The following is a 21,531-nucleotide window of genomic DNA, read 5'->3' on the forward strand; positions in this document are numbered from 1 at the left end:
CTCACGGAAAGACTTTCGTCAATGGCCACCATTCTCCGGAAGATCGCGGAACAGCTCCTGTCGCGAACGACGTTCTCAAACCTCGCGATGGACCGGGCAAGAGATGCTGCGGTGGACACCATCGGCTGCATGATTGCAGGCAGGGGCGATGACAGCGTTGCCGCACTCACCCGTGCCTTCGACGGGGAAATCGCCGGAGGCGGGCAAGCGCGGCTCGTCACCGGCGGCTCCGCCTCGCCCTCTTTGGCCGCACTCATCAACGCAACGGCGGCGCATGCGCTCGATTTCGATGACAATTTCCATCCGGCAAGGGCGCATGCTTCCGCGGTTCTGGTGCCGGCGCTGCTGGCCGTTCTGACGCGCGGCAAGGCCACCAGCGGAAGACGGTTTCTCGAGGCCTACCTGGCCGGGCTGGAAGCGCAAGCGGCGGTTGGCTTTGGCGTCAATCCCTCCCACTACAACAGGGGCTGGCACGCAACGGCGACGGTCGGCGGCATCGGGGCCGCGGCTGGCGTAGCACGGCTTCTCGGCGCCGACGAAAACGGCTTAGTCGCGGCGATGAGCCTGGCGACGAGCTTTGCCTGCGGCCCGAAAGGGCAATTCGGCACGACCGCCAAACCGCTTCACGCCGGCATTGCCGCGCGCAATGCCGTGGACGCGGCGCGAATGGCGCTGGCGGGCATGAGCGGGCGGCCGGATATCCTCGAACGGCCGCAAGGCTTCCTCGATCTTTTCGGCGGCGATGACGCCAAGGGCTGGGACGGCCTGACATTCGAGGCGGAGCACATCATCGAAAGCCGGGGCGTGGTGACCAAGCGCCATCCCTGCTGCGCCTCCACTCATCGCGCCATCGACGCGCTTCTGGATCTGAAGCAGGAGCATGGGCTTTTGGCGGACAACATTGCCAGGATCGAGACGAAAGTCGGCATATCCGCTGCCCGTAACCTCGCCTATCCCGAGCCCACCGACGAGATGCAGGCACGCTTCTCGATGCAATATTGCCTGGCGACAGCTTTCCTCAGAGGCTCCCTTAGCCTTTCGGACTTTACACGGCAGGAGATTGGGCGAGCGGAAATCCGGGAATTCATGCCGCGGGTCGACATGCAGTCCTATTCGGCTGATGAGGAAAAAGGCGTGGAGCGCCTCCCGCATGTCGTCACGGTGACGATGCGCGACGGGCGCATTTTGAACAAGTCCCGCTTGCATGCGAAGGGATCGCTCGAAGCGCCGATGAGCGTCCATGAACGCGAAGTCAAATTCATGGACTGCTTGCGCTGGGGAAATCGGAATGTGTCCGGCGCCGCTTTCCTGCGGCTTCGCCGGCTTGCCGATTTGGAAAACCTGTCCGGCGACGATCCCTTCTGGAGCCTGATCACAGACCGTCAGTCGCCTTGACAAGCCGCGGGACGGAAAAGCGGCGGGGAATGGCTCCCCGCCGCGGCTCGTTCAAGTCCGGTTTCTCAGGCGAGGTATTTCGTAAACCAGTCGACCGTTCGCTGCCAGGCGAGCTTGGCTGCCGCCTCATCGTAGCGCGGCGTGGAATCATTGTGAAAGCCGTGGTTGACGTCAGGATAGACGTAGGCCTCGAATGTTTTTCCCGATGACTTCAGCGCAGCTTCGTAGGCCGGCCAGCCCTCGTTGATGCCCTTGTCCAGTCCGGCATAATGGAGAAGCAACGGGACCTTGATCTTCGGCACGTCTTCGGCGCGCGGCTGCCTGCCGTAGAAGGGCACGGCTGCGGCAAGCTCCGGATAGGCGACCGCCGCAGCGTTGGCAACGCCGCCGCCATAGCAGAAGCCGGTGATACCGACCTTGCCGGTGGTGAGATCGCTGTGCATCAAAAATTCGACCGCCGCGAAGAAGTCGTTCATCAGCTTCTCCGGGTCGACCTTCTGCTGCAGTTCCCGTCCCTTTTCGTCGTTGCCGGGATAGCCTCCGACCGAGGTGAGGCCATCCGGCGCAAGTGCAATGAAACCTGCCTTCGCCACGCGACGCGCCACATCCTCGATATAGGGGTTCAGGCCCCTATTCTCGTGAACGACCACCACGGCCGCGACTTTGCCGGTCGCGTTTTTAGGGCGGACGAGATAGCCACGGACATCGCCATTTCCCTTTGGCGAGGGATAGGTGATGTATTCGGCTGAGATATCGGGATCGGTGAACTCGACCTGGGTCGCCAGCGCATAGTCAGGGCTCAGCGATGAAAGAATGGCAGCTGCGGTCAGTCCGCCGACAGCGAATTTGCCGGCCCGGTCGAGAAACTCGCGCTTGGTAATTCTCCCGTGCGCGTAATAATCGTAGAGTTCGAGAAGTTCCTGAGGGAAATCCTTGGCTGTCATACGTGTCATGATGGCTCCTCCTTGCCTCCGGGTTGTCGCGCCCATCCTACACACGTAAACTCGCGGCTCTTTTCAACATTTCGCGAGTTCCGCGTGAGCTTGCCGGGGCGATCGCTGGCTGTGCCAACAGTCGCTGAATTCGCTGCCCCGGCGTTAAGTGATGCGCACACGTCCCTTGTGCAATCTGCGTCCGGCCGGTGACAGCCAGCAATCGACCGCCGGCTATCGATCTATGAAAATTAATTTCATGCTTGCGCTTCGATGCCCGTTTTCTATTGACGCCCCCCGATTTTTGTCCCAACTTAAAGAAAATAAATTACTAAATGGGAACTTGATCGGCATGAAAGTGGGAATCATCGGGCTAGGATTCCGGCTCGGCTATCTCGGCTATGTTTTCAAGGCAATCGATAGCAGCTTCGACATTGTCGGCTATGTGGATCCGGAACCCGCCGGACTTCCGGGATTGACGGAAAAGGGAATTTCGGTCGGCAAGGCCTATGGTTCGCCGGAGGACCTCCTTGCCTCTGAAAAGCTCGATCTGCTGATGATCGGCTCCCCCAACCACCTGCATCTCGACCATATCAGGCTCGGACTTCAAGCCGGCCTCAAGGTCTTCTGCGAAAAGCCGATCGTCACGACGATCGCCGAAAGCATCGAACTTGCCCATCTGATGGCAAAATTCGGACATGAGCGACTGATGGTCGGTCTCGTCTTGCGCTATTCTCCTCTTTATAAGGATCTTCGCGCCATCCAGGCCGAGGGCAAGCTTGGTCAGATCGTGTCGATCGAGGCTTCCGAACATATCGAGCCTTATCACGGCGCCTTCTTCATGCGCGACTGGCGCCGCTATGAGCGCTATTCCGGCAGCTTCATGCTGGAGAAATGCTGCCACGACCTCGATCTTTATAATGGCGTCGCCGGCGCACGGCCGGAGCGCGTCGCAAGTTTCGGCGGCCGCAAGAGCTTCATTCCGGCAAACGACCCGGCGCGCGAGGGCATCAACGACCTCGAGCTCTTCCACCGCAAGCCGAGCGGATGGATGGGATCGGACAAGGTGTTCGACAGCGATGCCGATATCATCGACTATCAGGTCGCGATCGTCGAATATGCCAATGGCGTCGGCATGAACTTTCACACCAATCTCAATGTGCCCGACCAATTCCGCCGTTTTGCCATCATGGGTTCGCGCGGCATGGCCGAAGGCGATTTCGTTCGCGGCTATCTCGACGTTCACGAACAGCTGACCGGCAACAAGGTGCTCGAAAACAAATATGCCGCCACCGAGCTCTCTCAGCACTACGGCGCCGATGAGCAGATGGCGAGCGACCTGCTTGAAAGCGTGCGCACCGGGCTCGAACTTCCTGTTTCCACCCTGAATGCGCTCGAAGCCGGCATCCTCGCCTTGGCGATGGACGAAGCGAGGATGAAGAAAGCGGTCGTCGATCTCAGACCCGTCTGGGACCGCTTCGACGAAGCCCTTCACGCGAGAGCGGCTTGAGGAGGGCGGCAAGATGAGTGTTCAAAGAAGCACCTTCATCTTCGCTTGCGTCCTTCTTCTTCCGGCTGTGCTCTATGTTCTGGCGATCGTCGCCTATCCGCTGGTCGATACCTTCATTCTCTCCTTCACCGACGCGTCCCTCAGGAAGACCACCAATTGGGTCGGCTGGGCCAATTACGAGAAGATCTTCAACGAGCGGTTTGCCGAAGTCATCATCCGCACCTTCATCTGGACCTTCTTCTCGGTCGCCCTGAAAATGGTGATCGGCACCTTCGGTGCGACCATGCTGAATGCCGCGGTCCCCGGCCGCTCATTGTTCCGGCTTTTGACCATGCCGCCATGGATCGTGCCGATGGCCATCGGCATCTTTATGTGGGGCTGGATGTATAATGGCCAGTTCGGGATGATATCGGGCATGCTGCAGCGCTTCGGTCTCGTCGACGGCCCCGTCGCCTTCCTCGCCTATGGAAACACCGCCTTCTGGGCAACGATCATCACCGACGTATGGATCGGCGTGCCGCTGGTGACGATCTACTTCCTGGCGGCGATCCAATCCATTCCGAAGGATCTCTACGAGGCCGCCTGGACCGACGGCGCCGGCCGCTGGTACCGCTTCCGCCGCATCACGCTGCCGCTGATGGTGCCGGCGATCATCACCATGTCGATGCTGTCGCTGATCGCCACCTTCAACTCGTTCGACATCATCTGGATCCTGACGCAGGGCGGACCGAGCGGCGAGACGACGACGATGATCATCGATACCTATCAGACCGCGATCGGCTCGAAGAAATACGGTGAAGGTGCAGCGCGCGCCGTTTTGATCTGCATCTTCCTGTCGCTGTTCTGCTTCGCCTATTTCCGCGTCACCCGCCGCCTCAACCCGGAGAAGCGCGCATGAGCAATGCAGCCATGATCGACCGTTACCGTTGGTGGGAAATCATCCTGATCTATTGCGGCATCGCGCTGTTTCTTTTCTTCGTGCTGTCGCCCTTCGTCGAAGGTTTCCTGGTTTCGCTGAAGCCGCTCAGCCAGCTTTTCTCTTCGCCCTACCGTTTCTGGCCGGAGAACGGCTCGTTTGAAGCCTATCGGACGATGTGGATCAGCGTGCCGGGCTTCGGACGTTATATCTTCAACTCGTTCTTCATCTCGATCATCGTCACGCTGATCGTGCTCTGCCTCGTCATTCCGGCGGCTTATGCCTTTGCGAAGTTCGAATTCAGGGGCATGGGCATTCTGCTCGGCGCCTTCCTGACGGTAAACATGTTCTCCGGCGCCGTGCTGTTGATCCCGCTCTTCCGGCTGATGCGCAGCATCGGCGTGCTCAACACCTATCTCGCCATGATCGTGCCGGGCGTCGCCTTCCTGATCCCCTCGGCGATCTGGCTGCTGCGAACCTACATGATCCGTATTCCGCAGGAACTCAACGAAGCGGCCTACATGGATGGCGCCAGCCACTTCTACACGCTGCGCCGGGTCATCCTGCCCATTGCGATGCCGGGGATCATCGTCGTCGCCATCACCACCTTCATCGGCGCCTACGCCCAGCAATTCATCTTCGCGCTGACGTTCAACTCGAAGACCGAATACATGCCCTTGCCGGTGGGGCTCTTTGCTTACTTCGGCAAGCAGGAGGTCATCTGGAACGAACTGATGGCGGCTTCCTTCGTCGGTATTGCGCCGGCGATGGTCGTCATCTTCTTCCTTCAGCGCTACCTTGTCGGCGGGCTGACCGCCGGTGCGGTGAAACAATAAGACCAAAAAACGAGTGAACAGCTAACACAAGAATGGGAGTCACGACGTGAGCATATCAATCAAGACAGGCCTTATGGCGCTCGCCCTGCTCGGTTCGACGGCACTGACGGCCGTCACTGCCCAGGCCGCCGACAAGGAAATCAGCTGGATCTATTGCGGCGACACGATCGACCCGGTCCACACCAAATACATCAAGCAGTGGGAAGAAAAGAACACGGGCTGGAAGATTGCCCCTGAGGTCGTCGGATGGGCACAGTGCCAGGACAAGGCAACGACGCTCGCTGCCGCCGGCACGCCGGTGGCGATGGCCTATGTCGGCTCGCGCACGCTGAAGGAATTCGCGCAGAACGACCTTATCGTTCCTGTGCCGATGACGGACGACGAGAAGAAGACCTACTATCCGAACATCGTCAACACCGTGACCTTCGAGGGCTCACAGTGGGGCGTTCCGATCGCCTTCTCTACCAAGGCGCTCTATTGGAACAAGGATCTCTTCAAGCAGGCCGGCCTCGATCCCGAGACGCCGCCGAAGACCTGGGCTGAAGAAATCGAGATGGCAAAGACCATCAAGGAAAAGACCGGCATTCCGGGCTTCGGTCTCTCCGCCAAGACCTTCGACAACACGATGCACCAGTTCATGCATTGGGTTTACACCAACAACGGCACGGTGATCGATGCCGACGGCAAAGTTACGCTCGACAGCCCGCAGATACTCGCCGCGCTAAAGGCCTACAAGGATATCGTCCCCTACTCCGAAGAAGGCCCGACGGCCTACGAGCAGAACGAAGTCCGCGCCATCTTCCTCGACGGCAAGGTGGCGATGATCCAGGCAGGATCGGGTGCAGCCGACCGCCTGAAGGCGACGAAGATCAGCTGGGGCATCACGACGCTGCCGCTCGGTCCCGACGCCAAGGGCCCCGGCACGCTGCTGATCACCGACAGCCTGGCGATCTTCAAGGGTTCGGGGGTCGAGGACAAGGCGACGGAATTCGCCAAGTTCATCACCTCGCCCGATGTGCAGTCCGAATACGAATTGCAGGGCGGCGCCGGCCTCACCCCGCTGCGGCCGTCTGCAAAGGTCGATGAATTCGTCGCCAAGGATCCCCATTGGAAGCCGCTCATCGACGGCATCAGCTACGGTGGTCCCGAGCCGCTCTTCACCGACTACAAGGGCTTCCAGAACTCGATGATCGAGATGGTACAGTCCGTGGTGACGGGCAAGGCCGAGCCGGAGGCTGCTCTCAAGAAGGCTGCCGGCGAAGTCGAGGCGTTCAAGTAAGCCCATTGGGCTCTTCGGGATCGCGGGAGACCATCCGCGATCCCTTCTCTGATGATCGAATGTGCGACGGCCGCCAGCGGAGACAGATTTTTGGGACAGCTCCTTCTCAACAAAGTTCAGAAGTTCTATGGCGACTACGAAGTTCTGAAGGGCGTGCAGCTCGATGTGAAGAACGGCGAGTTCGTCGTCTTCGTCGGTCCGTCCGGCTGCGGCAAATCCACCTTGCTGCGCATGATCGCCGGTCTCGACGCGACGAGCGCGGGCGACATCGTCATCGATGGTATCAGGGTCAATGATCTGCCGCCGGTCAAGCGCGGCATTGCCATGGTGTTCCAGTCCTACGCGCTTTATCCGCACATGACTGTTTTCGAGAACATCGCTTTCCCGCTTCGCGTCGAAAGGATGGAGGAGGAAAAGCTCAAGGCCAAGGTGGAAAACGCGGCGCGCATCCTTCACCTCGAACAGCGGCTGCAGCAGAAACCCGGCATGTTATCCGGCGGCCAGCGCCAACGCGTCGCGATCGGCCGCGCGATCGTGCGCGAACCGAAGATATTCCTGTTCGACGAGCCGCTGTCCAACCTCGACGCAGCACTTCGCGCCGACATGCGCATCGAGCTTGCCAAGCTGCATAGGCAGTTGAAGGCGACGATGATCTATGTGACGCACGACCAGGTCGAGGCCATGACGATGGCCGATCGTATCGTCGTGCTGGATTCCGGCGATATCTCCCAGACGGGGGCGCCGCTGGAGCTCTATCACAAGCCCGCAAATCAGTTTGTCGCCGGCTTCATCGGCAATCCGAAAATGAATTTTCTGCCCGTAATCTGCAAGGGCGTCAGCGCCAATGGTGTCGAAGTTGATTATCAGGGTCAGACAGCCGTTCTGCCCGTGACGCCGCGTGACGGTATGGTCGGCAAGGCTTTGACGCTCGGCATCCGGCCGGAACATATCCAGCTTGGCGGCGGCGATATCGTCTTTACCGTGACGCCGACGGTCATCGAGCGCCTTGGAGCAAATACGGTCGCTTACGCTTCGCTCAATGGAGAGTCCGAGAATTTCTGTGCCATGCTGCCAGGAAGCGTCGGCATCCGTGCGGACGCGCCGGTTGCAACCGGCATCAATGCCGCAGATTGCCATCTCTTCGACGAGGCGGGCATAGCCTTTGAGCGGCGGGTTGAACTGACCGAAATCGATATGAACGTGATCAACCCGACGGCGGCGTGAACCGGCGGCCAGGTCGGCGTTTTTCCTACCGGGGGCGGCACCGGATAGGGGCTAAACGACGCCCTAAGCAATTTTGGCTGCTCGCCGGTAGGGTTCGGGGTGATTTTCACCCCACGAACGTCGTTGGACAATCTCCTGCAGATGGCAGAGGCCGGCCTATTTGAAGTCATGCAAGACTCGGGCTGATTGACGCGTTTTGTGGAGCGTCTGAAGAAGCCGGGCACTGCGATCCAGACCGCCGTTCTCGCACAGCGCATATCCGTTGATCAAGTCCTCGAACGCGTCGGGATTGTGCCCACCCGCTGTCACATCTCCGGCAGGCCGGCCTTTCGGAAGCCGTCAACAAAGTGGTCTCGTACAGATGCATCGCGCAGCGGCTGGGAGCTGAGCCAGTGGCCGATCGTGAAATGAGGGTGGGCGATCAGGAACAATTCTGCTTCTCGCCGCGCCTCCTCGCGGTGGCCCAACTGCACAAGCGTAGCAGCCAGGAATTTGCGTGAGTTGGTACGATACGTGTCTTTCCTGCGGAGCGTAGCGGCTGCCGCCTCATAGTCATGCGCGGCGTATTGCGCCTGCCCAAGATGACAAAGATACCAGCAGGCTGGGTAGGGATTGAGCCGCAGAGCTTTTTCAATCTGCGCCAGTCCGTCGGCAACCCTGCCGTCCAGCACGGACATGTCCGACATGGCGGCCCAGGTGTCGGCGTGGTTGGGGTCCAGCTCCAGGGCCTTGGCGAAGGCGGCCTCCGATTCCTCCCATCGCCGCTCATAAGCCAAAATGGTCCCCAGAACGTAACGGCAGCCTGCATCGTTGGGATCCAGGTCGACCGCCTTCTGCGCGAACGTCGCCGCCATCCGACGATTAGGATCTTCGGGCTCGCCGAAATGAGTCCAGGCAAGCCAACGGTTATAGGCGAGCAGACCGAGCGCCTCGGCATATGATGGCTCGAGCTCAACCGCGCGTTGGAGCAGCATATAGGCCTCACGCTCAGTTTGCGGCGACTCTTCCGTCAGGAGGCGGGCGCGCACACACAGATCGTACGCCTCAAAGTTCTTCGGCCGATTACGCGGCGTCGGGATGGTCAGCCGGCCGACGAGGGCTTCAACAATCTTGGCGTTAACTTCATCCTGTAGTTCGAAAACATCTTCCACCGTCCTGTCAAACCGGTCGGCCCACAAGTGCTGGCCGGCAAGCGTGTCGACCAATTGGGCATTGATGCGGACACGGCCCATTGCGCGTCTGGCGCTCCCCTCGAGGACATAGCGGACGCCGAGTTCCTGGGCGACCAGCCGTACGTCGACCGGTTTGCCCTTGTAGACGTACACGGAATTGCGCGCGATGACGAACAGACCAGCCGTACGGGAAAGGTCGGTGATCAGGTCTTCAGTCAAGCCGTCGACGAAAGGCGCGTCCGCATCATCCCCACTCATATTCGTGAACGGCAATACAGCAATCGAGGGACATTCGGGCAGCGGCAATATGCTCTGCAGCGCATCCGGCCAATGCCACACGTGGACCGGGCGAGTCAGGTTCTTCAGGTAGCGTTCGCCTGCATCAAAGAACCGGTCGCTAATCTTGCCGACGATCTCGCCGTGAACATTGGCTGAAATGCAGATACCTCCCGGTGCGGCCTGCGTCTGGAGGCGCGCCGCGACATTGACGTCGTCGCCGAGGACGTCTGAACCGTCGTCAATGACATCTCCCAGATTGACGCCTACACGCAAAAGCAGGCGCCGGTCTCCGGAAGCTTCAACAGCAGTGGTGGCCCGTTGCATTTCCAACGCTGCTGCGACCGCGTCCACTGCGCTACCGAATTCGATTAGGAACCCGTCGCCCATGACCTTGAAGATGCGACCGTGGTTGCGCATCACAGCCGGCTCGATAACGCCGGAACGGAGTTCCCTGAGGGTCGCCAGCGTTGCGACCTCATCAGCCTCCATCAGGCGTGAGTATCCCACCACATCGGCAACGACGATGGCGGCAAGGCGACGCTGAATAGATTGATCCGTCATGTGAGGACAAGCCTAACGACCGAATTAGCAAGTTATTGTTCAACCGCGGGTGAGTCAACAAGTGGTAAAGAGGTAATGCCCAGGCGATCTCCACCTCCATCGAGCCGTCATCCTTCTTTGTGACCGACGGCGTCGAGGTGGACGACACGGAAATGAGTATCCACGGAAAGCGGACGGTTCTTGAACGTCTGGTTATGGGCGGCGAGCGGGGGCCTCGGCGGAAGTGCCCAGTTCTGTCCCGGGGAGCCCGAACTGCAACTGCGCTAAGTCTGCATTTCTGGCTAACTCTCCAGATGCGGCCAGTCTCCTTCCGGCCCCAAATCGGTCACTCACTCAATCTCGCCAAATGTCAGCTCTTGGCGCAACCAGGTCATCCCTTGCGCGCACGTCTCGCAACATCGGCTACTGTATTTTGCTGATACCGAGATCGCGAGCGATCCACCGATAACCGCAACCTTCGGCAATCGGTATCATTTCGCTCCAACCGGAACCGCCCCCTACCAGACGAGACCGCGGGCGGCGACCTGCTCGACGCGGGTGACGACGCCGCCCCGATGGAAGACCATGGTGTCGAACAGGTTCGACACGACGCAGGTGTGGTTCGGGATGATGAACAGCTTCTGGCCGATCTGCGGCCGGGGGCCGGTACAATTCGACAGGTCGATCACGCCGTGTTCTTCCGAGAGGCTGCTGATCCGCGCCTCGGGATAGCCGACCACCAGGCCGTAATCGCTAAAACCCTGAAGATCCGATGTCAGAGCCTTCGACCCGGCATCGATGACGGCGCGGTCGGCGTTTGGCCGCGACACGACGGTTGCCAGCACATGCATGGCGCAATCGTCCTCGGTGCAATGGCCCATGCGCACCATCTGGCGATCATTGTAAATATAGGTGCCGGCGCGGTGTTCCGTGGCCGATTTGACGAGATGCGCCTCGAAGAGGCTTGGCGTTCCTCCATTGCTGATGATCGGGCAGGTTATGCCTTCCGATGTCAGCTGTTCGAGCGCCTCTGTGATGAAGGCTTCGACGGCGGGGGCCGATTGCGGCTTCGGGTAGGTTACGATGCCGCCGAAGATGAGGCCGTCGGCAGCGGCGATGCGCTTGGCGAGCGAGGCCGCCTCCCCCGGCGTCTGCACGCCGCAGCGGCCGCCGCCGGTATCGCATTCGACCAGCACGTTCAGCGGCTTGTGGCCGGAGAAATGTGCCGCGAGCCCGTCGACCGTCACTTCGCTGTCGGCGACGACCTTGAGGGCCGAAATCTTCTCGTTCAACTTGGCCAGGCGCTCGAGTTTCTGCGGTCCGAGGATATTGAAGGTGATGAGGATGTCCTCGAAGCCGGCTTCGGCAAAGACTTCGGCTTCCGTCACCTTCTGGCAATTGATGCCCTTGGCGCCGGCGGCAACCTGCGCGACAGCGAGAGCCGGGATCTTGTGCGTCTTGATATGCGGGCGGAAGTTCAGCCCGTGCTGATCCATATAGGATTGAACGCGGCCTATGTTTGCAGCCAGCCTGTCTTCGTCGATCACAGGACGCGGCGTCGAGAGATCGGCGATCCTGTCGCCTGCCTTGGCGACGACGGCAAACCTGTTGTCATGCATCTAGGCGGCTCCGCGTTCTGGTCCGTGTGGATCGGCGACGATCGGCCATATGGTCTTCGGTGCCCGCTTGTACGGCGTCGTTGCCGGATTATTGGGATAGGGCGTTCCGGCGGAGCAGTAAAAGATCTCCGCCGCGATCTTCGAGAAGGACGCGAAGAAGTGGTTGGTGGATTTGATCACCAGGATCTTCTGCCGGGCGGGATCGATGCCCATCACCGAAAAGAGGCTCGGATCGAAGCTTTGGGCGCGCGTCGAATTGAGGATGATGTCGAGGCCGTCAAGCACGATATGTACGGCATCGCCGAAAGGTGCGAGGCTCTCGCCGAACTGCATCTCGGCATTCTTCACCAGCTTGACGATCTTGACGGTGCCATCGACGGGATTGCCGGTGCCGGGCGCCGACTTGGCGCCGAAGCGCAGTGGAATTTCCGCCCCCTCGCCCGCCGCAAAACAAATCTGGACGGCCACCGGATCCCAGATGGTGCCGATCGCAGCACTGGTGACGCCGCGGGCGATCAGCTCCCCGAGGATGACGGTCGCGTCCCCTGCCGTGCCGCCACCCGGATTATCCCAGACATCGGCGATGACAACCGGCCATGCGGTGGCAGTCATCGCGCGTGAGACGGCTTCCTTCTCGTCGATCTGCGGGACCATGAAGGTGCCGCGCTTCGAAAATAGCTCAAGGCCGAGTTCGCGGGCCAACGCCGCGCCCTTCTCCGGCTTATTATCAGTCACGACAAGCAGCTTCGTTCCCATTTCGGGAACGTCGCCGACCATGAAGCCGTGGATCACCGAGATCGACAGGACGTCCGGATCATCCTTCTCGATCTGCATGATCTTGTCGACGAAGGAACGCATGGGCTCGCGCGATGTCGGGAAGACGTCGATCATCTTGCAGTCGAACACCGACATATCAGGCTTGATCCGGCCCTCGAGCGTCGCGACCGCAATGCGCCAAAGGTCCTCGGCGCGGTCGACGAAGTCCGTGTGCGGAAACTCTTTGAAATAGACGGCGAAATCGAGAGCGGCGACACGTTTTGCGGTGAGATGGCTGTGCGGATCGAGCTCGGCGCAGATGAGGACATCAGGCCCGACGATCTCGCGGATGCGCGACAGAAGATCGCCTTCGGTATCCTCGTATCCGGCGGCCACCATGGCGCCGTGCAGGCCCATGACGACAGCGTCGACAGGCATTGCTGCGCGGAGTTGGTCTATGATTTCGTCACGCAATTCCTCGTAGGTTGTCCGGTTGACGAGGCCTGCGGGGTCGGCCCAGGTGGCAGTTCCCTCAATCAGTTCCCAACCCTTTTCTCGGGTGACGCGCCTGCCAACGGTGATCGGCGCGGTGCAGAGCGTCGGTGTTTCGGGATGCTGGCCGGGCGGAGCATAAAGAGAGGCTTCGAATGCGCGACGATCGACGCAGATCGGGGAAAAGGTGTTGGTCTCGGTCGCCAGTGCTGCGGTGAAAATGCGCAAGAAAGTGGCCTTCGTGTTGTCGGCCCCGCGTCAACCCATCGGGTTCGGCAGGTAGCCGGTGAAACCTGAGATCTTCCAGCGTCCTTGGTGAAGCCTGCAGTAATAGAGCGTCTGCCATTGCAGGACGTCCCGGGAATCGTCGCTCTTGGTAATGCCGCCATCGAATTTCTTGCGAACAAGCGCCATGTCGCCCTCGATTTCGATATCCTCAAGCGTCGTCGTGGTGAAGATCGCCGTGCGCGCGTCTTCTGCGAAACTCTGCTCGGCGAAATCCTTTGCCTGCCTCAGCCATTCCTGGCGATAGGCCGACAGCGTCGGAAATGCGAGACGCCACCTGTCGGGGTTGACCTGCTTCTGGGCATCGATACCGATGAAGCCCTCCTCCACGAAGTCATGCTCCACCATCGACCAATCGGCGGCCAGAAACGCATCGATATCGCGCGGAACGAGCATTTCCCAGATGGCATGCCGGGCGCTGTCTGACGGGAAAGGATTCTGGAAAGGATCGCGCATATCAGCCCCGGATTGAAATTCTTTTCATAAATAGTGTTTTTCACTGGTCAAATTCTGCTTTCTATGGTCACTTGTCAACTTATCAAGAAAATAATTTGCAAGGACTTCAGCATGCCGATCAAGCGCTATGGCACTGTTCAAACGGGCGCCGGCGGCAAGGCGCTGCCTTTCGCACGTGCGGTCGAAGCCGACGGATGGCTATATGTTTCCGGCCAGGTTGCGATGGAAGATGGCGAAATCATCGACGGCAACATCATTGCTCAGACCCACAAGACGATTGCCAATGTCCTTTCGATCCTCGATGAGGCCGGATATGGCGTCGAGGACGTCGTGCGCGTCGGCGTCTGGCTCGATGATCCGCGCGATTTCTGGACCTTCAATAAAATCTATCAGGAGTATTTCGGCGAACACCCGCCGGCACGCGCCTGTGTGCAATCGTCGATGATGGTTGATTGCAAGGTTGAGATCGACTGCGTGGCTTATAAGAAGAGGGATGGATAGAGAACCATCGGGGGGACGGGCTTGGATATCTTTTCAACGCTGCAGGAAGACAAGGGTCGGCTCTCTCCCTCCGAGAGCCGCATTGCGGAGATCATCGTCAACGACTTCGAATTTGCCGTGAATGCCTCGATCATCGAGCTGGCGGAACGGGCGAAGGTATCGCCGCCAACCGTCACACGCTTTTGCCGGCGGCTTGGTTGCGAGAGCTTTTCCGACTTCAAGGTGCAGCTTGCCCGCACCGCCCATATCGGCGTTCGCTACCTGAAACCGGAATCGAAAAGCACCGATCCGGCCGATGTCGCCCAGGATATCATCACCAAAGCCCAGAACGCGCTCTTTCTCCTGCATCGGTCGCTCGATCTTGCCGCGATCGAAGCCGCCGTATCGCATATCGCCAAGGCCGATATGATCTATGCGTTCGGGTCGGGCGGCAATTCATCGATGATCGCCGACGAGCTCCAGAACCGGCTCTTTCGTCTCGGGCTTCGCATCACGGCAAGTTCCGACCACAGCATGCAGCTGATGATGGCTGCCGCGGCAAGGCCCGGCGACGTGTTGATCGGCTCGTCCTTCTCAGGGCGCAATATGGAGCTGGTGCGCGCCTTCGAGCTTGCCCGCCAGACCAAGGTGAAGACGATCGCGCTCACCCAGACGGACAGCCCGGTTGCCAAGGCCGCCGAAATCGTCGTGCCGATCGACCTTCCCGAGGGCCACAATATCTATCGCCCGACCTCGACGCGCATCGCCTACATCGCGACGATCGATATCTTGTCGAGCCTGGTCGCTTATGCCGTTCAGCCGAAGGCGACGACCACGCTTCGGCGTATCAAGCAGCAGCTTGTCATTCACCGTGACGGCGACGACCGGCAATTGCTTGGAGATTGAAGTTCATGAACGGGAGCGACGGAAAATGACGCAGTCGATAGCCATCGTTACCGGCGCTGCAGGCGATATCGGCGCGGCGATCGCCGCACGGCTCGCCGATGACCACGACGTCGTGTTGCTCGCCGATATCGATGCGGAGGCCGCTGCTGCCGTGGCATTGAAGCTCGGGCCGGACAATCGCTTCGTCGCCGTCCAATGTGATGTAACCAGCGAGACGAGCATTGCGGAATTGGCAAGACGCGCCGCCGACGTCGGCGTGTGTCGAACCCTGGTCAACAATGCGGGTGCTGCCCGCGCGACCAGCCTGCACGACACGACGCCCGAGATCTGGCGGGCGGACAATGCGCTCAATCTCGAAGCGGCATTCTTATGTTTCCGCGCGTTCGAGCCCATGCTGACGATTTCGAAGGGTTCCGTCGTCAATATTGCCTCGGTCAATGGCTTGCATGTCTTCGGGCACCCTGCCTATAGCGTCGCCAAGGCAGGCCTTTTGCATTTCACCCGGCTGGTTGCGGTGGAATACGGCAAGTTCGGCATCCGGTCCAACGCCGTCGCACCCGGGACGGTAAAGACGCAGGCCTGGGAAGCGCGCGCGGCGGCCAATCCGAATGTTTTCGAGGAAGCACGCCGCTGGTATCCGCTGCAGCGCGTCGTCGATCCGAAAGATGTTGCCAATGCGGTGGCCTTCCTTGCCGGTCCCCTGGCCGCAGCCATCACCGGCGTCTGCCTGCCTGTCGATTGCGGCCTCACGGCAGGCCAGGCCGAGCTCGCGCGGACCTTCTCGCAATCGGAACATTACTGAAACCTAGAGGAAGACGAGAGGAGCAGGTTGTGAAGCCGGCTTACTTCTGATCGATCACCGCATGAGCCGACTTTTCCCTGACGTCTTCCGCAATCCGGCGATCCGCGCCAGCATGATCGCCATTTTCACCTTCGGCATGGCGGGAGCGATGACCGCACCCTACCGTTCGATCATCGGCATCCGCGAATTGGGGCTGAGCGACGGCCTCTATTCCTTCCTGAGTTTCGTCTCGGCGGCGGTGAATGTCGTCATCAGCATCCTGCTCGGCAATCTCGCCGACCGGCTTGGTGAATACCGTTCGACGATGATCGGCGCCTGCCTGTTCGGCATCGTCGGCTACGGCGTGGTCTACGCCTTTCCCAGCGCCGCCGTCTTCGTCATCAGCGGGTTGCTGCCCCTGCCGATCTACGGGGCGCTGAACTCGCTGCTGTTTGCCAATGCGCGCGCGGCTATGCACGGCATGAACCGAAGCGACATGGTGACGGCCAACTCCGGCGTGCGCGCCATGATCTCGCTGTCGTGGGTACTGATCCCAGGGATAACTGGCCTGCTGCTGTCTGGCGCATCGAGCATGCTGCCGGCCTACCTCTTTGCCAGCATCTCATGTCTGTTGTGCCAGGGGATCATCGTCTTCGCCTTGCCGAAGCGAGCGGCAACGGAAATGGCAGCAGTTCATCATCTCACTTACCTCGGCGCGCTTGGCCAAGTGGTTTCTCCGCGGATTTCGGCGCATATTTGCGGGGTCGCGCTGATCACCAGTACGCTGCATCTGAATGACGCCCTGCTGCCATTGATCGCCACTGGTGCTGCGCATGGCAAGCTGAGCGACGTCGGCATTCTCGTCGGCATCGTCGCATTGCTGGAAGTCGTCTTCATCATCGTCTGGTCGCGGATCGCGCGGAAGACCGGACAGATGACGGCGCTTGCCGCCGGTACCATCATCTATGCCGTCTTCCTCAGTCTGCTCGGCTTTGCCTCCGAGCCGTGGCACCTCTATGCGCTCACCTTGCTTGCCGGCATCGGAGCGTCGGCGATCATCACCATTCCGATCACCTATCTGCAGGATCTGATCGCCGACCGGCCGGGCCTCGGCAGCGCACTGATCTCCGTCAATATCTTTGCCAGTGCCGGGATCGGCGCGCTGGTCTTTGCCGCCGGCACCTATGTGACCGGATATTCGGGAACCGCAATCCTCAGCGCTGTCACCGGATTGGCGGGGATAGCGATCATCGGCCTCCTGTATAGAGGCAAAGCCCGCTAGTCGACACCATTGGCAAATGGGACCAGACGAAGAATGCGGCTTTCATCGGTGTTCGTCTTGTGACAAGGGTGACGCACCATTTCCTTTGAAGGCGACATGAAGGCGATCTCCGGCACGAATCTCGAGCAGGCCAAGTCTCACAACCGGCGTGTGGTGATCGAGGCTGTCCGCACGAACGGTCCCTTGTCGCGCGCGGCGATCGCCCGGATGACGGCGCTGACTGCCCAGACCGTGTCGAATATCGTCGAGGAACTGGAGAGGTCGCACCTTCTCGTCCCATCCCAGGCACAGAAGCTATCGCGCGGCCAGCCGATCATCCCCTACTCCATCAATCCGCGCGGCGCTTATTCGATCGGTCTCGAACTTGGCCGCCAGCGCGCCAGCGGGGTTCTGACGGATCTCTCCGGCGCTGTCTGCGCGCGCATCGAGCGCCACGTCGAACATCCCGATCCGCAAAGGGCCATGCCGGCGCTCCAAGCAATAGTCGAGGATCTTCAGGAGGCCTTCGCATTCGACCGGAACCGGCTGCTGGGCGTCGGGATGGCCCTGCCCGGCCGTTATGCCGATGGCGGCACCACGTCGCTCAGTCCGCTGAACCTGCCCGGCTGGCAGGATTTTCCTGTCCGGCATGAGCTGGAACAGCGGATAAAAGTGCCGGTGCTGGTCGAGAATGATGCGACGGCAGCAGCGATCGGCGAGCGTCTTCATGGTGTCGCCCGCGGTTTGGGCAGCTTCGTCTATCTGTTTCTTGCGGGCGGCGGTGGCATCGGCGCCGGAATGTTCCTCGACGGCCACCTCTACAAGGGCAGCCGCAACAATGCCGGCGAGATCGGCCATATCATCGTCGAACCGCATGGCAAGCTCTGCAGCTGTGGCAAGCGCGGCTGTCTGGATCGCTACGTCTCGCCGGCCGTTGCATACGAATTCATGGGCATTGCCAATGCCGAGGAGCTGTCGTCCGACGATCTCGATGCGCTGATCGCCAAGGGCGGCGAAGGCCTCGATGTTTGGCTGGATCAAGCCGTCCAGCCGCTGCGACAGACCGTCGATTTTCTGGAGCTTGCCTTCGATCCGCAGACCATCGTGCTCGGCGGCAGCATATCGACCTCGCTGATGCTTCGGCTTGCAGAGCGGCTGGAGCCGCTGCACACCCCCATCGATCCCAACCAGAAGCGGGCGGTACCTCGGGTGATGATCGGCATGACCGGCAAGGATACGGCAATCCTCGGCGCCGCCGCCCTGCCGATCTTTTCCGAAACCAATCCGCGCTTCGACGTCCTGCAAAAGCCGCTCGGTTAGCTACCTCCGCCCCGGAGATTGCCGAGGCCGGCCCCTCATCCGCCAGCGGGCAGCCTCGCATCTGACTGCGGGCGACGGGCTAGAGGTGGCGCAAAGATGACCACGTTGCCGAGAAGCGTCAGCGCCAGGCCGAACAGGCCCAGACCGCTCCAGTGGTAGCCCTCGAAAACCGTCGACAACGACAGGGCGACGATCGGGAACAGGACGGTGGCATAGGCGGCGCGCGAGGAGCCGATGCGCGACACCAGCATGAGGTAGGTGGTGAAGCCGATCACCGATCCGATTGCCGCAAGATAGAGCATGGCGGCAAGATAGGTGATGTTAGGCGGTGCCACGATCGGCGTTCGCGTCACGGCAATCAGGAAGAGCAGGATAATCGCGCCATAGGTCATGCCCCAGGCGTTGGCGGTCAGCGGTGAGATTCCGACCGCGCTGTTTCGACGCGATGCCATATTGCCCAGCGAGAAGAACAGCGTGCCAAGCGCTGCGAGTCCGATCCCTTTCAACGTGGCCATATCGAAATCGACGACAACGTCCTGTCCGAAAAGAAGCAGAAGCCCGGTTGCTCCGAGCGCGGCTGCGAGAAGCGTGCGGCCGGTAATGCGGTCGCCGAAGAAGAGGCGCGCATTGACGGCGTTGTAGATCGTTGCGAGCGAGAAGATCACCGAGATCAGCCCGGACGGGATAGAGGCGGCGGCGTTGTAGAAACAGATGAAATTGAGGCTGAACAGGCAGAGCGCTTGCGCAAGGATGAAAGGTTGATCGCGCAAGGCAGGCAGCTTGAGCCGCCGCATGACAACCAGGATGGCGACGAGGATAGCTGCTGCAACCGCAAATCTGTAGAAGACCGAGACCAAGACCGGCACGGGACCGACCTGCATCGCAATGGCGATCCAGGTCGTGCCCCATATCAGGACGGTGGCGATGAAAAGAGCGGCATTTGCCATGGCGTGATCCTCGTTTTCCCGACCAATAGGCGAACCATGAGCAGGCCTCTTGCAGATTCTTGCTACGAAATCGATTTGCCCGGACTTCCGGCTCGCCATGCTGGTCGTCCGCCGGTATTGTTCGCGCGGCATGATCAGGTGTGGGGAAGAATTGGTGAAATATAGTCACCCCTCGGTTTTCAGGTTTCTATCCGCATCTCCCACTGCGCAGATGTCACAGTCCATCGATCTGGGGTTCGGGCGATCAGCTGCCATCTGGAGCAATGCACACGACAGGATGAGCTATCAGCGGCCGAACGATCATACGTTCAGTCTTTATCTGAGAGGCGGCGCCGGAACGCGTCGTCTGGATGGCAGCCCCGCCGCTCGCGGCCGTCCGGGAGTGCTGTGCATCATGCCACAGGAGCACTCTTCCGAATGGGAAATCACCGATTTCTCCCAATTCGTCCATCTGTATGTTCCCGACGACCAGATGCGCCGGATGTTTGCCGAGACGTTTGACCGCGATGCTCGGCTCATGGCTCTTCCCGAATTAACCTTCGCAGATGCGCCCGTCTTGGCGCACACGCTTCGGCAGATGACGAAAGCGATGGTGACGGGCGGTCATCTGCTGGCTGAGGAAGCGATGACGCAGGCGATCAACGATTTCTTCGTTGATCCGCGTTATGGAGGGATGCGTCCCTGCGCGATCAGCGGCGGGCTCGCTCCTCATGTGCGGCGCCGGAGTCTGGAGTATATCGAGGCCCATCTCGGTGAGACGATCCGCTTGCAGGATCTGGCGACGATCGGGCAGCTCAGCGCCTTTCATTTTCAGCGGATGTTCCGGGCAAGCTATGGTGTGTCCCCGCATGGCTGGGTGGCTCACCGGCGTATCGAGCGCGCCAAATCGATGTTATCAGGCATGGACCCGATCGCGCAGATCGCTTCGGCCTGCGGCTTCAGCAGCCAGAGCCACATGACGCGGGCATTCAAGTCGGGCACAGGTGTTACACCCTCAGCCTACCGGCAACGACCGTGAAGCCGCTTCGCTCGAGCGCACTTTTCTTTTCCGAAATCAATCCGCGCTTCGACGTCCTGCAAAAGCCGCTCGGCTAAACCGAGCGCTCTTCGGCCTTCCCAAACCTCACTTCACCGCGATGACGACCTTTCCCTTGACGCGTCCGGTTTCCACATAATCCAGCGCCTCGTTGGTCTTCTCGAACGGGAAGGCCCGGTCGATGACGGGGCGGATGGCGCCCGCCTCGATGAGCGCGGTGATCTTGCCGAGTTGCGCGCCGTTTGCCGTCATGAAGAGGAAGGAATAGCCGATCCCCCGGCTTTTCGATTTCCGCCGGATGCCGAAGCTCAAGAAGCGCATGACCTGCTGCAGCGGAAAGCCGAAACCGTTTTGCCGGGCGAAATCGGGATCGGGCGGACCTGATATCGAGATCAGCTTGCCGCCGGGCTTCAGGACGGCGAGCGATTTCTCCAGCGTCTCCTTGCCGAGGCTGTTCAGCACCACGTCATAGCCCTTCAGCACCTTTTCGAAGTCGTCCTTCCTGTAATCGACCACCACATCGGCGCCGAGGCTTTTCACCAGATCGATATTTGCCGTGCTCACGGTCGTCGCCACATGGGCGCCGAGATGTTTGGCAAGCTGGATGGCGATGGTGCCGACGCCGCCGGAGCCCGCATGGATCAGCACCCTTTGGCCCTTCTGCAGCTTGGCGCGCTCGACCAGCGCCTGCCATGCGGTCAGTGCCACAAGCGGAATGGATGCGGCTTCTTCCATGCTGAGATTGGCGGGTTTCAGCGCAACATCGGCAGCGTCGATGGCGATATACTCGGCGAAGGTGCCGATGCGATCCTTGCCGGGGCGCGCATAGACCGCGTCGCCGGGTTTGAATTGCCGGACATTGGCGCCCACCCGGACCACGACACCAGCGACATCGTTGCCGAGCACCAAGGGAAGCCGGTAAGGCAGGATCAGCTTGAACTCTCCGTCCCGGATCTTGGCATCCAGCGGGTTCACGCTTGCGGCATGGATCTCGACCATGACGTCGTTCTCGCGCAGCTGCGGTTCAGGGCTCTGGCCGAGCCTGAGGGCGCCGCCTTTCTTGTAGCGATCGATCAGGAATGCTTTCATGGTGGCGAACTTTCGTTTTT

19 protein-coding genes are annotated in these 21,531 nt (G+C 60.3%); 12 read left to right on the top strand and 7 right to left on the bottom strand.

Annotation, left to right across the window (positions count from 1 at the left end; all coding sequences use genetic code 11):
• Positions 1 to 21 precede the first annotated feature (21 nt).
• The gene (locus AC244Q_RS31040) at positions 22 to 1,395 is read left to right on the top strand and encodes an MmgE/PrpD family protein (RefSeq protein WP_128405888.1); all 1,374 of its coding nucleotides are present in this window, start codon (positions 22 to 24) and stop codon (positions 1,393 to 1,395) included.
• Between the two features lie 65 nt (positions 1,396 to 1,460).
• On the opposite strand, the gene yghX is transcribed toward AC244Q_RS31040, so the two are convergent.
• A complete protein-coding gene (gene yghX, locus AC244Q_RS31045) occupies positions 1,461 to 2,348 on the bottom strand; it encodes a YghX family hydrolase (protein WP_128405889.1) in 888 nt (295 codons plus the stop codon).
• 331 nt (positions 2,349 to 2,679) lie between these two features.
• On the opposite strand from yghX, the gene AC244Q_RS31050 reads away from it, so the two are divergent.
• The 5 genes from AC244Q_RS31050 to AC244Q_RS31070 all read left to right on the top strand — a co-directional run bounded on the left by AC244Q_RS31050 (position 2,680) and on the right by AC244Q_RS31070 (position 8,092).
• Positions 2,680 to 3,837: a Gfo/Idh/MocA family protein gene (locus tag AC244Q_RS31050; RefSeq protein ID WP_113547740.1), complete on the top strand. Its 1,158-nt coding sequence runs from the start codon at positions 2,680 to 2,682 to the stop codon at positions 3,835 to 3,837.
• 13 nt (positions 3,838 to 3,850) lie between these two features.
• On the top strand, positions 3,851 to 4,735 hold the full coding sequence (locus AC244Q_RS31055; protein ID WP_003553168.1) for a carbohydrate ABC transporter permease: 885 nt from the start codon (positions 3,851 to 3,853) through the stop codon (positions 4,733 to 4,735).
• Positions 4,732 to 5,589, top strand: coding sequence for a carbohydrate ABC transporter permease (locus AC244Q_RS31060; RefSeq protein WP_003553169.1), 858 nt, complete (start codon positions 4,732 to 4,734; stop codon positions 5,587 to 5,589). The genes AC244Q_RS31055 and AC244Q_RS31060 overlap by 4 nt, the downstream gene beginning before the upstream one ends.
• A 73-nt stretch (positions 5,590 to 5,662) precedes the next feature.
• The gene (locus AC244Q_RS31065) at positions 5,663 to 6,868 is read left to right on the top strand and encodes an ABC transporter substrate-binding protein (protein ID WP_017996939.1); all 1,206 of its coding nucleotides are present in this window, start codon (positions 5,663 to 5,665) and stop codon (positions 6,866 to 6,868) included.
• Positions 6,869 to 6,958: 90 nt separating this feature from the next.
• A complete protein-coding gene (locus tag AC244Q_RS31070) occupies positions 6,959 to 8,092 on the top strand; it encodes an ABC transporter ATP-binding protein (protein WP_012763210.1) in 1,134 nt (377 codons plus the stop codon).
• Between the two features lie 305 nt (positions 8,093 to 8,397).
• On the opposite strand, the gene AC244Q_RS31075 is transcribed toward AC244Q_RS31070, so the two are convergent.
• The 4 genes from AC244Q_RS31075 to AC244Q_RS31090 all read right to left on the bottom strand — a co-directional run bounded on the left by AC244Q_RS31075 (position 8,398) and on the right by AC244Q_RS31090 (position 13,691).
• Positions 8,398 to 10,104 carry an adenylate/guanylate cyclase domain-containing protein gene (locus AC244Q_RS31075; protein ID WP_128405890.1) on the bottom strand — a complete coding sequence of 569 codons (1,707 nt, stop codon included), beginning with the start codon at positions 10,102 to 10,104 and terminating at the stop codon, positions 8,398 to 8,400.
• A gap of 497 nt (positions 10,105 to 10,601) precedes the next feature.
• The gene (locus tag AC244Q_RS31080; RefSeq protein ID WP_128405891.1) at positions 10,602 to 11,702 is read right to left on the bottom strand and encodes a D-TA family PLP-dependent enzyme; all 1,101 of its coding nucleotides are present in this window, start codon (positions 11,700 to 11,702) and stop codon (positions 10,602 to 10,604) included.
• Entirely contained in the window at positions 11,703 to 13,178 is a 1,476-nt protein-coding gene (locus AC244Q_RS31085; RefSeq protein WP_128405892.1) for a M81 family metallopeptidase, read from the bottom strand. It abuts the gene before it with no gap.
• Positions 13,179 to 13,208: 30 nt separating this feature from the next.
• The gene (locus tag AC244Q_RS31090; RefSeq protein ID WP_128405893.1) at positions 13,209 to 13,691 is read right to left on the bottom strand and encodes a hypothetical protein; all 483 of its coding nucleotides are present in this window, start codon (positions 13,689 to 13,691) and stop codon (positions 13,209 to 13,211) included.
• A gap of 111 nt (positions 13,692 to 13,802) precedes the next feature.
• On the opposite strand from AC244Q_RS31090, the gene AC244Q_RS31095 reads away from it, so the two are divergent.
• From AC244Q_RS31095 to AC244Q_RS31115, 5 genes are all read left to right on the top strand, one after another.
• Entirely contained in the window at positions 13,803 to 14,192 is a 390-nt protein-coding gene (locus AC244Q_RS31095; RefSeq protein ID WP_012763205.1) for a RidA family protein, read from the top strand.
• Between the two features lie 21 nt (positions 14,193 to 14,213).
• Positions 14,214 to 15,077, top strand: coding sequence for a MurR/RpiR family transcriptional regulator (locus tag AC244Q_RS31100; RefSeq protein ID WP_012763204.1), 864 nt, complete (start codon positions 14,214 to 14,216; stop codon positions 15,075 to 15,077).
• A 25-nt stretch (positions 15,078 to 15,102) separates the two neighbouring features.
• Entirely contained in the window at positions 15,103 to 15,879 is a 777-nt protein-coding gene (locus AC244Q_RS31105; RefSeq protein WP_012763203.1) for an SDR family oxidoreductase, read from the top strand.
• Positions 15,880 to 15,940: 61 nt separating this feature from the next.
• Entirely contained in the window at positions 15,941 to 17,140 is a 1,200-nt protein-coding gene (locus AC244Q_RS31110; protein WP_017996931.1) for an MFS transporter, read from the top strand.
• 96 nt (positions 17,141 to 17,236) lie between these two features.
• A complete protein-coding gene (locus tag AC244Q_RS31115) occupies positions 17,237 to 18,439 on the top strand; it encodes an ROK family transcriptional regulator (protein WP_017996930.1) in 1,203 nt (400 codons plus the stop codon).
• Positions 18,440 to 18,474: 35 nt separating this feature from the next.
• Here the strand turns inward: AC244Q_RS31115 and AC244Q_RS31120 are convergent, their stop codons facing one another.
• Complete coding sequence (locus AC244Q_RS31120) at positions 18,475 to 19,386, bottom strand: DMT family transporter (RefSeq protein WP_017996929.1); 912 nt, start codon at positions 19,384 to 19,386, stop codon at positions 18,475 to 18,477.
• A gap of 154 nt (positions 19,387 to 19,540) precedes the next feature.
• Between AC244Q_RS31120 and AC244Q_RS31125 the strand changes: the two genes are divergently transcribed.
• On the top strand, positions 19,541 to 20,404 hold the full coding sequence (locus AC244Q_RS31125; protein WP_012763199.1) for a helix-turn-helix domain-containing protein: 864 nt from the start codon (positions 19,541 to 19,543) through the stop codon (positions 20,402 to 20,404).
• 105 nt (positions 20,405 to 20,509) lie between these two features.
• On the opposite strand, the gene AC244Q_RS31130 is transcribed toward AC244Q_RS31125, so the two are convergent.
• Positions 20,510 to 21,511, bottom strand: a complete 1,002-nt coding sequence (locus AC244Q_RS31130; RefSeq protein WP_128405894.1) for an NADP-dependent oxidoreductase — start codon at positions 21,509 to 21,511, stop codon at positions 20,510 to 20,512.
• Positions 21,512 to 21,531: the final 20 nt, after the last annotated feature.

This window comes from Rhizobium sp. CB2179, assembly GCF_057653455.1.

Coding starts and splice junctions, on each gene's coding strand:
- AC244Q_RS31040 (WP_128405888.1), top strand. CDS start 22: ATGGCCACCATTCTCCGGAAGATCGCGGAACAGCTCCTGTCGCGAACG.
- yghX (WP_128405889.1), bottom strand. CDS start 2,348: ATGACACGTATGACAGCCAAGGATTTCCCTCAGGAACTTCTCGAACTC.
- AC244Q_RS31050 (WP_113547740.1), top strand. CDS start 2,680: ATGAAAGTGGGAATCATCGGGCTAGGATTCCGGCTCGGCTATCTCGGC.
- AC244Q_RS31055 (WP_003553168.1), top strand. CDS start 3,851: ATGAGTGTTCAAAGAAGCACCTTCATCTTCGCTTGCGTCCTTCTTCTT.
- AC244Q_RS31060 (WP_003553169.1), top strand. CDS start 4,732: ATGAGCAATGCAGCCATGATCGACCGTTACCGTTGGTGGGAAATCATC.
- AC244Q_RS31065 (WP_017996939.1), top strand. CDS start 5,663: ATGGCGCTCGCCCTGCTCGGTTCGACGGCACTGACGGCCGTCACTGCC.
- AC244Q_RS31075 (WP_128405890.1), bottom strand. CDS start 10,104: ATGACGGATCAATCTATTCAGCGTCGCCTTGCCGCCATCGTCGTTGCC.
- AC244Q_RS31080 (WP_128405891.1), bottom strand. CDS start 11,702: ATGCATGACAACAGGTTTGCCGTCGTCGCCAAGGCAGGCGACAGGATC.
- AC244Q_RS31090 (WP_128405893.1), bottom strand. CDS start 13,691: ATGCGCGATCCTTTCCAGAATCCTTTCCCGTCAGACAGCGCCCGGCAT.
- AC244Q_RS31095 (WP_012763205.1), top strand. CDS start 13,803: ATGCCGATCAAGCGCTATGGCACTGTTCAAACGGGCGCCGGCGGCAAG.
- AC244Q_RS31105 (WP_012763203.1), top strand. CDS start 15,103: ATGACGCAGTCGATAGCCATCGTTACCGGCGCTGCAGGCGATATCGGC.
- AC244Q_RS31110 (WP_017996931.1), top strand. CDS start 15,941: ATGAGCCGACTTTTCCCTGACGTCTTCCGCAATCCGGCGATCCGCGCC.
- AC244Q_RS31115 (WP_017996930.1), top strand. CDS start 17,237: ATGAAGGCGATCTCCGGCACGAATCTCGAGCAGGCCAAGTCTCACAAC.
- AC244Q_RS31120 (WP_017996929.1), bottom strand. CDS start 19,386: ATGGCAAATGCCGCTCTTTTCATCGCCACCGTCCTGATATGGGGCACG.
- AC244Q_RS31130 (WP_128405894.1), bottom strand. CDS start 21,511: ATGAAAGCATTCCTGATCGATCGCTACAAGAAAGGCGGCGCCCTCAGG.